Origin of the sequence: Paraburkholderia rhynchosiae (genome assembly GCF_002879865.1) — a bacterium.
In the GTDB taxonomy this organism is placed as follows: Bacteria; Pseudomonadota; Gammaproteobacteria; order Burkholderiales; family Burkholderiaceae; genus Paraburkholderia; species Paraburkholderia rhynchosiae.
Map to the genome: position 1 here is coordinate 83,559 of NZ_PNXY01000012.1, position 15,040 is coordinate 98,598.

Annotated in this window: 11 protein-coding genes; 5 read left to right on the forward strand and 6 right to left on the reverse strand. The window is 61.7% G+C overall.

Annotated elements, in window-relative coordinates; genetic code table 11:
- The first annotated feature begins 349 nt into the window (after positions 1-349).
- Both C0Z16_RS18155 and C0Z16_RS18160 read left to right on the forward strand, forming a co-directional pair.
- The gene (locus tag C0Z16_RS18155; protein WP_102633496.1) at positions 350-1,459 is read left to right on the forward strand and encodes an OpgC domain-containing protein; all 1,110 of its coding nucleotides are present in this window, start codon (positions 350-352) and stop codon (positions 1,457-1,459) included.
- 187 nt (positions 1,460-1,646) lie between these two features.
- Positions 1,647-2,519: an alpha/beta hydrolase gene (locus tag C0Z16_RS18160; RefSeq protein ID WP_102633497.1), complete on the forward strand. Its 873-nt coding sequence runs from the start codon at positions 1,647-1,649 to the stop codon at positions 2,517-2,519.
- Between the two features lie 51 nt (positions 2,520-2,570).
- Here C0Z16_RS18160 and C0Z16_RS18165 read toward each other — a convergent pair whose 3' ends face one another.
- Positions 2,571-3,671, reverse strand: coding sequence for an AI-2E family transporter (locus C0Z16_RS18165; RefSeq protein ID WP_102633498.1), 1,101 nt, complete (start codon positions 3,669-3,671; stop codon positions 2,571-2,573).
- A gap of 349 nt (positions 3,672-4,020) precedes the next feature.
- On the opposite strand from C0Z16_RS18165, the gene C0Z16_RS18170 reads away from it, so the two are divergent.
- Positions 4,021-4,308: a DUF3331 domain-containing protein gene (locus C0Z16_RS18170; protein WP_102633623.1), complete on the forward strand. Its 288-nt coding sequence runs from the start codon at positions 4,021-4,023 to the stop codon at positions 4,306-4,308.
- A gap of 215 nt (positions 4,309-4,523) precedes the next feature.
- Positions 4,524-7,115, forward strand: a complete 2,592-nt coding sequence (locus C0Z16_RS18175; RefSeq protein WP_102633499.1) for an adenosylcobalamin-dependent ribonucleoside-diphosphate reductase — start codon at positions 4,524-4,526, stop codon at positions 7,113-7,115.
- Positions 7,116-7,332: 217 nt separating this feature from the next.
- On the opposite strand, the gene C0Z16_RS38200 is transcribed toward C0Z16_RS18175, so the two are convergent.
- The 5 genes from C0Z16_RS38200 to C0Z16_RS18200 all read right to left on the reverse strand — a co-directional run bounded on the left by C0Z16_RS38200 (position 7,333) and on the right by C0Z16_RS18200 (position 14,361).
- Positions 7,333-8,070 (reverse strand): carboxypeptidase regulatory-like domain-containing protein, encoded by a 738-nt coding sequence (locus C0Z16_RS38200; RefSeq protein WP_167403536.1) that lies wholly within the window; start codon positions 8,068-8,070, stop codon positions 7,333-7,335.
- Between the two features lie 138 nt (positions 8,071-8,208).
- Positions 8,209-10,461 carry a YjbH domain-containing protein gene (locus C0Z16_RS18185; RefSeq protein ID WP_102633501.1) on the reverse strand — a complete coding sequence of 751 codons (2,253 nt, stop codon included), beginning with the start codon at positions 10,459-10,461 and terminating at the stop codon, positions 8,209-8,211.
- Positions 10,462-11,291: 830 nt separating this feature from the next.
- Complete coding sequence (locus tag C0Z16_RS18190; protein ID WP_102633502.1) at positions 11,292-12,572, reverse strand: DUF3443 domain-containing protein; 1,281 nt, start codon at positions 12,570-12,572, stop codon at positions 11,292-11,294.
- 10 nt (positions 12,573-12,582) lie between these two features.
- A complete protein-coding gene (locus C0Z16_RS18195; protein WP_102633503.1) occupies positions 12,583-13,005 on the reverse strand; it encodes a DUF2844 domain-containing protein in 423 nt (140 codons plus the stop codon).
- 600 nt (positions 13,006-13,605) lie between these two features.
- Positions 13,606-14,361, reverse strand: a complete 756-nt coding sequence (locus tag C0Z16_RS18200) for a hypothetical protein (RefSeq protein ID WP_102633504.1) — start codon at positions 14,359-14,361, stop codon at positions 13,606-13,608.
- 337 nt (positions 14,362-14,698) lie between these two features.
- Between C0Z16_RS18200 and C0Z16_RS18205 the strand changes: the two genes are divergently transcribed.
- Entirely contained in the window at positions 14,699-15,040 is a 342-nt protein-coding gene (locus tag C0Z16_RS18205) for a zinc ribbon domain-containing protein YjdM (RefSeq protein ID WP_102633505.1), read from the forward strand.

The following is a 15,040-nucleotide window of genomic DNA, read 5'->3' on the forward strand; positions in this document are numbered from 1 at the left end:
TGTCGCGTGGATATCTCAAAACGTTGCGAAATCTCCACTGTCTTTAACCGCCTATTGCGCCGACACGCAGAGCACACGGCCTCGCGCCACTGTGCGGTTCAAAACAGACTTGTCACAGAAAGAAATATAATCGCTGACTTTCGCGGCACGAGAGCGGAACTCCGCCCTGCTGCAAGAGTCACTTTTACTGCCTCGACCGATCGTGCCCGCATGACCCGGCCGATTGAAAACGGCGACGCGGGTCGCGTGTCCGCCGCAGCACCAATCCACTATTTCAAAAAGCCTTGTGAGACGCCTGACGCGCTGAAAGAGCGCGCCGTCGCACGGGGCTGCTTTTGGCATAAAAAGAATGCAACCATCGAAATCCCGTTTGATCGAGCTCGACTTTTTTCGTGGACTCGTCCTGCTAATCATCGTGGTGGACCACATCGGCGGAAGCATCGTGTCGCGGGTCACGCTGCACGCTTATGCGTTGTGCGACGCCGCCGAAGTCTTCGTCTTCCTCGGCGGCTTCACGACCGCGACCGCCTACGCCGCGCTCGCCGAGCGGCGCAATGAGACGATCGCACGCAGCCGCTTCCTGCGGCGCTCGCTGGAAATCTATCGCGCATTTTTGGTGACCGCCGGCCTGATGCTGCTGGTGAGCGCCGTGTTGAGCGCCTTCAGCATCGACGGACCGAATCTCGCCATCACCGACCTCGACGATCTGATGGACACGCCCGTCGCCGCACTGCGCGACATCCTCCTGTTCCGCCGTCAGCCTTATCTCGCCTCCGTGCTGCCCATGTACGCGTTCTTCGCGCTGCTCGTGCCGATGATCCTGCCGCTCGCGCGCAGCAAGCCCTGGCTTCTGCTTGCGGGCAGCGTCGTGCTGTGGGCCGGCGCGCCGGCCATCAACGCGTATTTGCCCGCCGCGCCGGACATGCATTGGGATTTCAATCCGCTTGCCTGGCAGTTGCTATTCGTGCTGGGCGTGCTCGCGCGTTGCCAGCCGATCTACCAGCGAGTCAGCGCGCATCGGCTCGGCTGGCTTGCGACTCTCGCGGCGTGCGCCGTCGTGGCAGTCGCGGCTTACTACAAGCTCTTCATCGAGCGCGAGCCGCTCGATGCCAGCCTCAAGCAGAATCTGTCCTACTTGCGAGCGGTCAATTTCGTCGCCATCGCCTGGCTCGTCGCGAATCTGATCGAACTCGGCTGGGCGAAAAAGCTCGCGCAGTCCTTACCGCTGATTGGCGTGATCGGACGCAAGGGGTTGCTGTGCTTCATCGCCGGCGCCGTGATCTCGCTCGTGGTGGACTCGGTGCTGTATGCGGCGACCGACGGCTATCTCAACTATCCGCTCGGTCTGCTCGCCGACGCTTGCGCGGTCACGGCGCTGGTTGCCGTCGCGTGCGGCACGGAGCCGCTCAAGCGCTTCGTGACGCGCCTGTTCAGCGCGCGGCTTCGCACGTCGCCTTAAGCCTGTCGGGTTGGAAGCCTCTAGCCCTAGGCCGCATCATATAGAGAAGCACTCTCCCGGCCCGGCACGCGCCGCGCGCCTGGCGCAGGGCTGACGCGTGCCCCCGCTCGTACCTGGCCAAACTTCTTTCAGATGCTGATAGCATGACGGCCGCGCCTTATCCGGCGCGGCGGCTCCCTACTCTGACATGCGTCTATTCCTACATTCTGCGCTGGCGGTTCTGTGCGCCACGTTCGGCGCTTCGTCTTTCGCCAGCACGGTGACGAATCGGAGCTTCCATTCGTCCGCGCTCGGACGCGATTGGTCCTACACGCTTTATCTGCCGACCGGCTACCGTCCGGACGCGGCTCGCATTCCGGTGCTCTATCTCCTGCACGGCAACAATGGCGATGCCAACGACTGGATCGTCCACGGCCATCTGCAAAGCACGGTGGACGCGCTGATCGAACACCGCGACATCCCGCCGCTGGCGATCGTGATGCCGCAAGGCGGCACGGACTGGTACGTCGATCGCAAGGAGAAGATGGAGACCGCGTTCTTCGACGATCTGCTGCCCGAAGTCGAAACGCATTACGCCGTGTCGACGCAACGCGCGGGGCGGATGATCGGTGGCGTGTCGATGGGCGGTTTCGGCGCGTTGCGCTACGTGATGACACAGCCAGAGCGCTTTTGCGGCGCGCTGCTGCTGAGTCCCGCCATCTACGCGAACGAGCCGCCGCGCGGTTCGGCCGCGCGCCGCGTCGGTGTGTTCGGCGAGCGCCAGTTCGATCCGCGCATCTGGCATGAGCTGAATTATCCGGCGCAGTGGGAGCGATATATGAGCCGGCCGTATCGCGTCCCCATGTTCATCGCCGCCGGCGACGACGACCTCGCGATTCAGGCCGATGCGTCATTGCTTTACACGCAGCTTCGGATGGCGGGTAATCCGGCGGCGCTGCGCATTATCGACGGCGGACATACGTGGGATGTGTGGAGCGCTTTGCTGCCGAGCGCATTGAAATACACGCTCGGCTGCATGAAGCTGCCGGCACCGGAACATCCGTCGAATCAGCGGCCATGAGCGCCGCGGATCGGGGTCCGCGGACTGCGGGCTGCAATAACGCGCGTGCAACTACTGCACGAGATCGGTCCACAACACCATCAATACGGTCATCAGCGCAGGGCCGATAAAGAGCCCAAGCAGCCCGAACGTCTCCGCGCCGCCGAGAATGCCGAACAGCACGAGCAGGAAAGGCAGGCGCGTGGAGTTGCCGATCAGCACCGGCCGCACGAAGTGCTCCGCGACGAATACCACGATCGATCCGAACACCGCGAGGCCAATGGCGCCGGCCACCGAGCCTTGCGAGAACAGCCACAGTGCGGCGAGTCCGAAGGTAATCGGCGCGCAGAACGGCAGCATCGCCGCGATCGCGGTGACGAGCGCGAGCAACGCGACATGCGGCAAGCCCGTGACGAAATAGGCGACGCCCAGCAGCGCGCCTTCGCCGAGTCCGACCACCACCAGTCCCGACACCGTGCCGCGCACCGCCGCGGCCATGCGCTGCACGAGCTCTGCGCCGTCATCGCCGAAACCGCGCCGCAGACCTTTGGCCAGTGCGCCCGACAGGCGCGGTCCCGCCTGGAAGATCACGAACAGCGTCACCAGCATGAACGCAAAGACGCTCACGGCATGCAGGGCGCGTGCGCCGAAGTGGCGGCCTAGCGTGACGACCGTCGCGCTGTGCAAGCCCTTCATCGCTGCCGAGTCGCGCAAAGGCGGCGCCAGATAAGCTTGCCACCATGCCGCGATCTGCTGCGCGCCGAACGGCAAACGTTGAATGAAGTCCGGCATCGCGACGCCGTTTTCCTGCGCGGACTTGAACCAATCGCTGAGGTCGTGCGCTTCGCGCAGCGCCTGGGCGATGCCGATACCCACCGGCAGCACGACCAGCAACGCGATTGCAAGCGTCAACACCGCGGCGATCAACGTCGTGCGGCCGGTCAGCCAGCGGTTGCCTTCGACTTTTCGCAAAAGCGGCCACAACGCAATCGCAAGCACGCCTGCCCACGCGACCACGGGAATGAAGTCGCGCACGACCCACAAGGCCAGCAGCACCAGTCCGACATAAAGCGCCAGTGAAGCCGCGTTCTGCTTTTTAACGCGATCGGGCGTCAGCAGCGACTGCGTGGGATGCGTCGATTGTGGCTTGGCGGAGGGTGGACGTGAATTCATGGGGACTCTTGTAACGATGCGGATATGCGCGGGAGCCGACCGGAAAAAAGCAAACCCGCTAAACTTCCGGGACGCACTCGCGCAATGACAACGACATCTTAAAGGAAGCGTGCACGGCCCTCCGGGACAGGGTTTTGCTGTCTCACTGGCTACAACACTGCGTTGCAAAAAGCGTACTTATCTTGCTTGCGCGTCAACAGCGCTCCGCCAAGCCCCGCCGATTCGAGCGCGTCCGAAAGTCAAGTCGGATTGTTGCTAATCGGGGAACAGTGTTTCAACGGAGACACAATGGCTCTCTGGCTGGCTGGGGACTACATTCGGCACACCCACAAATACGGAGCCGACGATGATGACCCTGGAGTCCATCCCCCTTGACGGTACCAACGGCGTACGCATCGAGATTCTCGAGCGCTCCGACACGACGCTGGTGATCCGCTGGGTCGAGCCGGGACGATGTCATTACGGCGAGCAGCGGTGGCGGCGCCGGTCGGCGCACACCTCCGGAACGTGCGCGGTATCGCGCCGCAAGATTCGCCGCGGCGATGCCGTGTTCAAGCCGGCCGAGCGCCCCGCGCCGTCAAACGCTTCGGCAATGATCTGCGCCGAAATCCTCTGCGCACTGCCCGCCGAAGCCTGATCTTCCTGCTGAATTCCTGCCTTCAGGCGGGCGCCGCGGCCCAGCTTTCGTAAGCGTGCCGCGCGCAAACCGCCCCAATTGCGGCCCTTCGCCGCGTGCGTTAAGGTGGACCTGCTTGCGTCAAGTCATCCTGCCGGCTCAATGCGCGGCGGTACAGTGACGCGCATTTCCACCCATCGCGCCGTGCCCGGCACGGCGCCGCTTGAGGGCATACCATGGCAGAAGACACGCCGCAGACGTCGAACCGGCCGGACACTCGCGCGGCCATCGCGCCCGCCTCTCCGCCTCCAACGCCGCTAGTCGCTCCCCAGCAATTTTCCACCGACGTCCTGCTAGAAAAGTACGCGAAAGGCGACGAGCAATCCGCCGACGACGTCTACCAGCGCGTCGCCCGCGGCGTCGCCGAGGCCGAGCCGGCGGCGCTGCGCGAATCGGTGGAAGCGCTGTTCGCCGACAACCTGCGGCACGGGGCGCTCGGCGCGGGCCGCATTATGAGCGCCGCGGGCACGGGCATCGCCGCCACGCTGATCAACTGCTTCGTGCAGCCGGTCGGCGACGCGATTCAGGGCGTCGACGAACAAGGGCTGCCCGGCATCTACGTAGCCTTGCTGCAAGCGGCAGAAACGATGCGGCGTGGCGGCGGCGTCGGCTACAACTTCTCCGCGATCCGGCCCAAGGGCGCGCGCGTTCACACCACGAGTTCGTCGGCGTCCGGTCCGTGCAGTTATATGGATGTATTCGATGCGTCGTGCCGCACGGTGGAAAGCGCCGGCTCGCGGCGCGGCGCCCAGATGGCCGTGCTCGACTGCGACCACCCTGACCTGCTGGAATTCATCGAGGCCAAGCATTCGAAGGGGCGCTGGAACAACTTCAACGTGTCCGTCGGCGTGACGGACGAATTCATGCGCGCCGTCGAGGAAGACCAGCCCTGGCAACTCGTACACCGCGCCGAGCCGACACCGGCGCTGCGCGCGGCCGGCGACGTCAGGCAGCGCGACGACGGCCTGTGGGTCTACAGCGAGCGGCCCGCGCGCGCGATCTGGGATCGCATCATGCGCTCCACTTACGACGTCGCCGAACCGGGCATTGTCTTCATCTCGCGGATGAACGAGGACAACAATCTGCGCGCCGTCGAAACCATTCGCGCGACCAATCCGTGCGGTGAACAACCGCTGCCCGCCTACGGTTGCTGCAATCTCGGGCCGCTGAACCTCACGCGTTTCGTGCTCGATCCGTTCGCGCAACTCAAAGGCCGCAAGCCTTCATTCGACTGGGACGGCCTCGCCACACGCACGCGTACGCAGGTGCGTTTTCTCGACAACGTGCTCGACGTCACGCTGTGGCCGCTGCCGCAGCAATACGACGAATCGCGCGCGAAGCGGCGCATCGGTGTCGGCTTTACGGGACTCGGCGATACGCTCGTGATGCTCGGCTTGCGCTACAACTCGCAGGAAGGCCGCGACTTCGCCGTGAGCATTGCGCGGCTGATGCGCGACGAGGCGTATCGCGCGTCAGTGGAACTCGCGAAGGAGCGTGGCGCGTTTGCGCTCTTCGATGCCACGCGCTATCTCGAAGCGGGCACCTTCGCGTCGCGCCTGCCCGAGGACATCAAGGAAGCGATCCGCCGCGACGGCATCCGCAATAGCCACCTTCTTTCGATTGCGCCGACCGGCACCGTGAGTCTCGCGTTTGCGGACAACGCGTCGAACGGCATCGAGCCAGCGTTCTCGTGGACTTATACGCGCATGAAAGTGATGGCCGACGGCGGCCGCGAATCGTTCGATGTCGAAGACTACGCGTACCGGCTTTATCGCGAGTTGGGCGGCGACGTCAGCAAGCTTCCGGACTATTTCGTCAGCGCACTCGAGATGTCCGCTCGCGATCATCTGGACATGATGGCGGCCGTGCAGCCTTACGTGGACACGTCGATTTCGAAGACGGTCAACGTGCCCGCCGACTATCCGTTCGAAGCCTTCGAAAGCCTCTATTTCGATGCATGGAAAAGCGGCCTCAAGGGTCTTGCTACCTATCGCCCGAACGAAACGCTTGGCGCGGTGCTCAGTGTGAGCCCGGCGCAAGCCGACGACACGCTGGCCGAAAGCGATCTCGACCCGCTGCGTATCGCGATCGATCATCGGCCGAAAGGCGAGCTGCCGGCGATCATCGAGAAGGTCGAGTATCTGACGCAAGCCGGCAAGAAATCGCTGTATGTCGCTGTGTCGTTTATCGAAGTGACCGGGCGCCTTGGCGGTGAAGACGTGACGATCGAGCGGCCCATCGAATTCTTCATCCCGACCGGTCAGCGCGACGAGTCGCAGCAATGGATTACGGCGACCATGCGTTCGCTGTCGCTCGCCGCGAGGGGCGGTTTCGTCGCGCGCAATCTGCAGGACATGCGCAAGGTGTCGTGGGACCGCGGGCAAGTGCGCCTTGGCGAAGTGCAGCGTCTGGACGGTCACCGCACGCCGCGCTGGCACGATTCGGAAGTGGCCGCCCTCGCCTTTGCGATTCAGCAGATTCTGCATCGCCGCGGCTTTCTCGACGCCGAAGGCAATCAGGTTCCGTCGCGTCTGCTCGCGCGTTTGCCACGCGGGCAGATGAAAGCGGAAACGGCGTTGTCCGCGGACTTCGGCATTCGTCCGCATCCGGGCGAGGCCGACGCATCCGAATTGACGCAGGCTGGCACAGTGCCGGGACTGCATACCATGCTCGGGCGCAAATGCGGATCGTGCGGTGCGAACGCCGTGATCCGCAAGGACGGATGCGACTTCTGCACCGCGTGCGGCGAGGTGGGCGCTTGCGGATAAGCACCGCCAGGCGCTAATCGCCGGTCATCGTCCTGCTCAAATCGCAGCACAGGACGATGACCTCGCGGTCCAGATGCCTTTTTGAATAGCCGATCAAAGCTCTCAGCCTGCTCATTGCCGGCTCACGCTCTTCGAAATCCCAAACGTAATCCGCCCGTCCTTCTGAATTGCTCCAGAGTCCGAATGAATCTGCCGGCCCTGCAGGGTACCGTCCGGTCTACGTCCCCGTTCCACCGGTTCCGCCCGTGCCGCCCGTTCCACCCGTACCGCCGGTCGGCGGAGGTGTTCCACCACCCGAAATGGGTGCCGCAGCGCCAGCGGCAAGCGCCGCGCTGGCGAGCGTCGCGGCAGGCTGGCCATTACTCGTAATCGCTCCTGCGCCCAGCAGCGCGTCGAGATCCGCGTCCGCCCCAGGTTGACCTGGCGTGAACGATACAGTCAAGAACGAATTCGTGGACAGCGTCACGCCATACAGGCTCTTTATCAGTTGTGCCACCGCGTTTTCCGCGTTCGCTATCACCGTACTATTCGTCAGCGCACGCTGGTAGCTTGCATTGGTCGTGATGCCGGCAATCAGACCATTGAGCGTCGTGCCGAGTTGTCCGGCAAGATAGCTCAAAAGCAGTTGGGTAAGCGGGGTGATGTTGTATGTCCCCGCACCGGCGGCAAATGAATTGAGGACAATCGAACCACTTGTGACCGTCAGCAAACACGGACCGTCGAAGTGGAACGTACTCGAATAGCCTCCGTTCGAATTTGAAGTCGCGCTGCTGGAGCCGTTCTTGCAGCTTATCTGGATCGCGCCGTTGGCCACCGGCGCGCCGACTGCCGCCGTTCCTTTAATGGTCGAACCCGGCGAATCGCCGCCTCCCCCACATGCAACGAGCGCGCTGCTCGCTATCGCAATCGATCCAAGCTGCAGCGCGCGCCACGCGCGGGTGTTAACTAGCTTCATGGTTTCTCTCCGGGAGAAAGTCACTCACAATTTCGCAGGCGGATAAGCCTGCACTGTCGCTACTTCCTGCAAACTGGTTTCTCGCACAACCCGCGGCGCCATTTCTGCGGCAGTGGAATAAGCGCTTGGCTCTGCATGTCAATCCGGCTTCGGCGCACCCTTGTCCGGTCGCGCATAGCGGACATACGCGTCACGCATGCGATACATCTGCGTCGAAAAATAGGCCGCGCTAAAACGTCCCTGATTCAGCAGATATTGGCCGGTGCTATACGGGAAGTTGAGGTTCTCCGCTGCGCCAGGCGACAGGTAGTTGGTCGATCCAACGCGCGTACGGAAATCCAGTGCAAACGACTGGGGCCCGTCGATCTGGGTAATACCCGGTTTCATACCTTGACGCGGCGTGAGAGGGAAGCTGATGCTTGCGCCCAGGAAGCTTCCCCGGCCGCTGTGTTCGCCATGCACACTGACGGATACGTCGTCGAACCAGCGGGTCAGCGTGATAAGGGGACCCTTGTCTCCGCCCACATAGCGCGCCACCCCACCCTCGATCCATAGGTTCCACGAAGGTTGAACCCATCGGTAGGTGATCATTGCGTTTTCCTGGTGCGGCAGCGTGTCTTCACCGGGCTGCTGATGCAGATAGGCGAGACGTACCCGCACAAGGTCCGGACGGCCCGGGACGAATGCAGTGGTTTCGTTCTCGATGCCGACGTAGCGGTAGTTGAACCTGCCTACGGCGGCCACATTCAGGACGCCCGGCATGATCCAGAAGCTTTGCGCCAACGCGGCAGTGGCCAGGCCGCCGCGCAGGCGGTATTGGCCGAACACGCGGTGATCGTCCATATTCTTCGTGTTGTACAACGGGGCAATGTAGCTTGCGTACAGTTCAGCGCCCCGCCAGAGCGGAACGAATCCTTGAATATTCGCTCCCAGCGAAATATCGAAGTTTCCGTACTCAGTGCCATAGAGATAACTCGTCACGGGCGAGATCTGAATCCGCGTGAGTCCATGGCGCCGATCATCGCCGTGCCATTCAATCGAGTCTGCGTCATAAGTTGGTCGCGTTCGCATCGTCATTGATGCGCTTGATGCTGACGGTGACCCACCGGCGAGGAACTGTGCGTAGGCTTCACGATCCACGGAGATATCGGCGAGCGGTTCATTGGCCTTCTTGACTACCGCGCGTATCCGCTCGATGCCATGCGGTGCATTGATGCTCGCCACGCCCAGCACGATGCCGAGCGCATCAGCTTCGTTCTGGTTGTATCGGTGGTTCTCGTATTCGACGATGAGATCCCCGCCGCTGATCCCCACTCGCACGCGTTCGAGCCCTGCGGCAAAGAGCTGCGCGGCGATCGAATCGAGCGCGGACGTGTCCAGCGACTCAGCGATAGCCGGCGCACGCTCGGCAGACACCGCAGAGGATGCATTGGCCACGGCGATAGACGCGTAGGATCGCAGCGGCGGCACAAATGGAACTGCGTCACCGGCAAGGCGATTCGGCTGTTCTGCCTTTTCTGTCTCGTGAAGCGGCTGCAAGCTACGCGGCACGACAGCTTCGCTTGCGTCTGCGTCGGCCGGCCCTTGCTGTATCTGAGCGTTGGTGCCACCGCACAGACCGTCTGCGCAGCGCTGTGCACTGAACCGCTTGCCGAACGGTATCTGAATGCCCACCGAGATCGACGTGCGCGGCGATACGCGGTCTGTCGATCTGACCGCGCGCATCACGGTAGCGATCAGGTTGGCATCGGCTAGCCAACTGATCCGCGGCGATTGGTAACGCATGCCTACGTAGGGCGTCCTCGAGTCATGCTCTGCCAGCAGCGATAGTCCCGTCTGCCAAAGCGACAACTGGGCACCGCCAAACAAACCATCGAGCCGATCGCCTTGTCCATAGCCGATTGTCAGGTTGAGCGGCCCAAAGGGTTGTGATACCGCGCCATACTTCGAGCGCAAGAAATGTGTTTGACCGCCGACGTCGGTCATGCCGAACGCAATGACCGGCTGATATTTGAAGAACTGCGGTACTGCCAGTTTCACATCGGCCATCAAATGACGAAAGATTATGTGATCCTGTCCGGCGAATTGCGCCGGCACGTCCCCGGGATAGTTCGCCAGCCCGCCAGCCACCTCAACGTACGGCAAGAGCCCGACCGCACCCCAGTAGACCTGGGACCCCGTCGCCCGCGCGCCGTACCGGGGGTCGATGTAGTTGTTGTACTGCGCTTCGCCAACACCCTCCGGCAAGGGGAACGCATAGGGAATTACCAGGCCGCCCGCCTGGCCGAGCGAGTTCAGTGCCGGGTCGACAGCATGCGCCGGCGCGCAGAACGCGAGAGCAGCGCCGAGCGCCAGCGCTTGCGGCGCGAATTGAGGTCGATATGCGCGCAATCTGTGAGTCCCTCTGTGATGAAGCCGTTGACGGATGTATTAGCAAGGCAGGGATCGCGGGACAGGACCGATCGACTCCCTGGACTTCTCCACACAATTAGCTTCTCTCGACGAATCAGACAGGTTCGTCAATACGCACGAAGGTGTGCAACGCAGTCACGCATGACTGTTACGCTGCAAATAGAGATATGCGGTACGGGCGTGGAAGATTCGGCGCCCGCGTGAAGCGCCAACGGAAACCGCATGAGCAGTGTCGCGCCGACCCGCCTGACAAAGTAGAAGATCGCCATAAGCGTCCCGGCGCATCTATCGACGGCGAGCGCGGGAACGCAGTCGCAATATCGACACGTCGCCCCATTTTGATTCGAAACTGATCTACGTCGAGCGCGGCGGTAGCCCATCGGCCCGCACCCTCACTCAACGTTGCAGACTTGCCTAACGCACGATTGCACCGAGGCACTTCTCCAAAAGACTCAAGCGTCGCCCGCCACTCGTCCCTGCTTCCTGATCTGCCGCCCGCATCACATCTTTATTGTGAAAGTCTGGATCTTCACTGAAGCGCTGTAGTCACTGGAGTCGATCCTATAGAACAATTGAAACTTACGACACCGCGTGTCCGAATGAGACCCAAAGTTGGCGAATGCGGTCATACGTAGCGCGACGCTCCCCTTGCGTTGCGTGTGCAGATAATCGGTGGGAATGCTGATTGGCGTCTTTTTTTATGGTTTTAGTAACATGCTGCGGGTATTGAATAACATGCACGCCGCGGCGCGCGGCTGATGGCGAAAGCTGACGCTTTCCCGGCAGATGGCCGACGAACCCCGCATATCTCAGTACGCGATATAGGGGCCCTTTCCACCAGGCGTCGATTGTTGCTCGACAGCAGCATAGACGTTACGCCCGTAGAAGAATGGCATGCCCCAGATGAAGGTCGTCGGGGTGACGAACGCCGGACCGGCAAGCAGCGGCACCACTGAATTGCCGCCGCGGAGGTGCATGAGTTCCGTGGCATTGCCGACATCAAATGACACGGCACTGGTTGTGCCATTCACACCTTCAATCATGGCGCTCAACTGCTGGGTGGAAGCGGGGCAGTAATACAAGTTGTTTGGGCTCGCGCAGGTCGGCAGCACGCCGGTCTGAAAGAATAGCCCGTTCGAGCCGCTGTCCATCATGCTCATCGAGTAACTCGTGCCATTCTGCACCGTCCTGAACATGCCGTTCGACGGATTGACTCCGATCACCTGCGCATTGCCCAGGCCGTTATTGCTCTGCGTACCAATGCCGAAGACCAGTTGCCCGGTGAGCGAAGCTTCACCGCTCGGCGACGCGGCCGGCAACATTAAAATCGAACCGTTGTTATTCGTCGCGAAGTAGGGAATCGGATTGGCAACCTGCCGGTCTTCGGCGACGGCGATCGACGTGCAACTGTTCCCGATGCAGCCATAGTAGGTCGCCGGCACTGCCCTGTGCGCGCAGCCCGGACCGCAATCGCGCTTGAAAACGCCAATGCCGAGTATCCCTTTGGCTGCCAGACTCGCAGGGGTGTTGCGCGACGCACCGAGACTGCTGCAGTCCGAGGGTATCGCGCCATAGCTCGGGTCGATCACCTGAATAGGCAGCGACGCCGCTTTTTCACCTCCGATCAGTACATCGGCAAGCTGTACTGAACCCCACGTATAACCGTCGAAGAACTGCATGCATTCGGCAAGCAGGTTGCCCGCACCATCCTTCTGTTGCGGCAGTATGAGCGACTGCGGCAGTTGCGAAGCGAATATGCGGAGCCCCGCGGACCCGGTATCCACCTGTACATGATCAACGGTTTGACACTGCGTCGTGCCCGGCACGCAGAGCGTGACGCTGACAAAGGGCATATTCGGCACACCGATCACGCCGAAATCGACGATCACCGCTGCGGCGTTAGAGGCTGCCATTTGCGGCGCGGGGGGGGGACTCGTGACCGATTGGGTTGGCGCCGATGCGCTGGACGAACTGCTGCCCGCACCACTGCCACCACCTCCTCCGCATCCGACTATTGCCACCGCGAGCAATGTAGCCGCGAGCAGCTTAACAAGCGAACCTGAACCAAGGAGCGAATCTGGATCGCGCATGATCGCTCCGCTATTGGATGGCGCTGGCGTCGACGCCAGTCGGGACCGCTTGCGGCAAATACGCGTAACCCGCGAACGCACGTAAATGGCCGGCCGAGACCACCACCAGAGCATCGCTCGAGACGGCAAGCGGAGTTGCCCGGCGCGTCGCGATAGCCGCAACGTATTTATCGAAAGCCTCGCCCAGCGTAGCTTTCAGATTCGGCAATGTCGGTCCTTCCCAACCGACACCGAATACCATGCCGTCCGCACGCACATACTCGCGCACCACAGTGCCCGACGGCAGCGTAATCAGATGGACGGTGTATGCAGCTTGCGAAGTGACGCTGTGTGCGGTGGCGTGCATTCGAACCTGGTCGCTCCCTACACTGCTGACCCTCTCGCCAAGGGTGGCCTGCGCGGGTAACGACAACGCGCAAGTCGCCACGAGCATTGCGCAAGCAATGCCGATACGATCTATCGTTTTCACGAGTCCCCCCCCGAAAACAGCCTGACCGGCCGTTTTCACGATCTTTAATTAATTTGTAGTACAAACCACTCTTCGGTTTTTATGGCTTGATTTTTTCAATGGGCTCCGCCGTTTGCGTCAAAAAACGCATTGGCGTTTGTTTCCATGTGCGCGCGCGAGGTGAGGTCGCGTTCGGTCGCAACAGACTCGCTCGTGAATCTGACATTGCAATGACCGTGCCATGAGGGCGCAAACGCTTGCTACGCGACAAACAGCGCTCTGTCGATGCGCTCGGCGAGTGCCATCCAGGTTGCGCGATGTTTCGCAAACGTTACACGGGGCAGGGTCGATTTGATCGGGAATGCCCGTCTCTCAAGAATGCGCGCGAGCCCATGCCACCCTGACGTCCAGCGTGCATAAGGCTGAAGCCAGGTCCTGTCGAATGTTCAGGGGGCAGCGAGGTGGCAACGAACGAGAAGTGAAGTGCCGCAAAACCTGTTTCAGCTTTGAGACGGGGTTGGGGCCGTGCGTGTCGTCTATGGACGCAAACTGGCGGATGCCACCGGCGACACGCGACAGGGCCGGTCAGAACGCCTCGGAAACCAGGCTTGATTGGTCGACGCTGTTGGCCGCTGCCCAATCGAAATCGTTCACGCCCGCGATGCCATCCGCGCCCGGCACATCGTGCGTCTCGATGCGATTGAACGCATCCGCGTTTTGCAGCATCCACGAGGCGGCGGCCGACACTTCGAGGGAAGTGCCGACCGGCGGATTGTAGGCAAGCCTGTAGAGAGCGTTTGGATTGAGCGTGTTGATTCCGTTGCCACGCATATAGCTTGCGAGCGCGCCCGCCGCGTCTTGTTCATCGGTTTGTGAGGCGGCCACAGCGACCAGCGTCACTGGAACATCGCCGAGACCGCCCTGCGCCGCCCAATCGAAGTCGTTCACGCCGGCAATACCATCTGCGCCGGCAACATCGTGCGTCTCGATCTGATTGAAAATGTCCGGGTTCTGCAGCATGTACCGCGCCGCATCGGACACGCCGGACTGCACGCAGGCATCGGCGCCGCAGGCTAGCTTGTAGAGCTGATCCGGATTGAGCGTGTTGATGCCGTTTTCGTGCATATAACTCGCCAGTGCCCCCGACGCGCTTTGCCTCGTCAATTCCGAGCCGGCGTTGTCGTCGAGGTCGGCCTGGGTGATGCCGTAGCTGGCGAACATTTGCGCTAAAGAGCGAAGCACGGACTCGTAGATCGAGCCCATATCGATCGCCGGCGCATCGATCTGCGCAACATCCGATGGGTTGTTATTGGACGGGTTGATATCGTTGGCAATATTCATGAGGGGTCTCGTCGCGTGGTTGATCGATAGACCCCGCCGCACCCCGCGGCGCGGGTCTAACAATGCGAGCGACCAAACGCGTCGCTCTGCGCGTCACGTTATCCACTCGTACATCCGCGCTTCAGCCACTCAGCGAAATATGGGCGACGTCGGCGAACTTCGGGCATAAGACGACCTTGCATGAAAGTAGCGCGTAAATGCATCACGTGCTGACGAAACCGCGCAACCGTTCCTTCTATGCGGACGAACTGGACCAGCCCGAACGCAAAGGGCCGCGCCGGGTATACTCGCGTGCTCTTAATTCATCCGCGGCTCACCGCACTCTCTGCAAACAATCATGTCGACAATTCCCGCCTGCCCGCAATGCGCGATGGAAAACACTTACCCCGACGGCGAGAATTACGTCTGCCCGGACTGCGCGCATGAGTGGCCCATGGCGGCCGCCACATCCGCCGACGATTCTGACGAACGCGTGGTCAAGGACGCCAACGGCAACGCACTCGTCGACGGCGATGCAGTCGTGCTGATCAAGGACCTTAAAGTGAAGGGCTCATCGATCACGCTCAAGATGGGCACGAAGGTGAAGAGCATTCGGCTCGTCGGCGGCGATCATGAAGTGGACTGCAAGATGGACGCCGGCAACTTCATGCTGAAGGCCGCGTATCTGAAGAAGGTGTAA

Coding starts and splice junctions, on each gene's coding strand:
- C0Z16_RS18155 (WP_102633496.1), top strand. CDS start 350: ATGCAACCATCGAAATCCCGTTTGATCGAGCTCGACTTTTTTCGTGGA.
- C0Z16_RS18160 (WP_102633497.1), top strand. CDS start 1,647: ATGCGTCTATTCCTACATTCTGCGCTGGCGGTTCTGTGCGCCACGTTC.
- C0Z16_RS18165 (WP_102633498.1), bottom strand. CDS start 3,671: ATGAATTCACGTCCACCCTCCGCCAAGCCACAATCGACGCATCCCACG.
- C0Z16_RS18170 (WP_102633623.1), top strand. CDS start 4,021: ATGACCCTGGAGTCCATCCCCCTTGACGGTACCAACGGCGTACGCATC.
- C0Z16_RS18175 (WP_102633499.1), top strand. CDS start 4,524: ATGGCAGAAGACACGCCGCAGACGTCGAACCGGCCGGACACTCGCGCG.
- C0Z16_RS38200 (WP_167403536.1), bottom strand. CDS start 8,070: ATGAAGCTAGTTAACACCCGCGCGTGGCGCGCGCTGCAGCTTGGATCG.
- C0Z16_RS18190 (WP_102633502.1), bottom strand. CDS start 12,572: ATGCGCGATCCAGATTCGCTCCTTGGTTCAGGTTCGCTTGTTAAGCTG.
- C0Z16_RS18195 (WP_102633503.1), bottom strand. CDS start 13,005: ATGCTCGTGGCGACTTGCGCGTTGTCGTTACCCGCGCAGGCCACCCTT.
- C0Z16_RS18200 (WP_102633504.1), bottom strand. CDS start 14,361: ATGAATATTGCCAACGATATCAACCCGTCCAATAACAACCCATCGGAT.
- C0Z16_RS18205 (WP_102633505.1), top strand. CDS start 14,699: ATGTCGACAATTCCCGCCTGCCCGCAATGCGCGATGGAAAACACTTAC.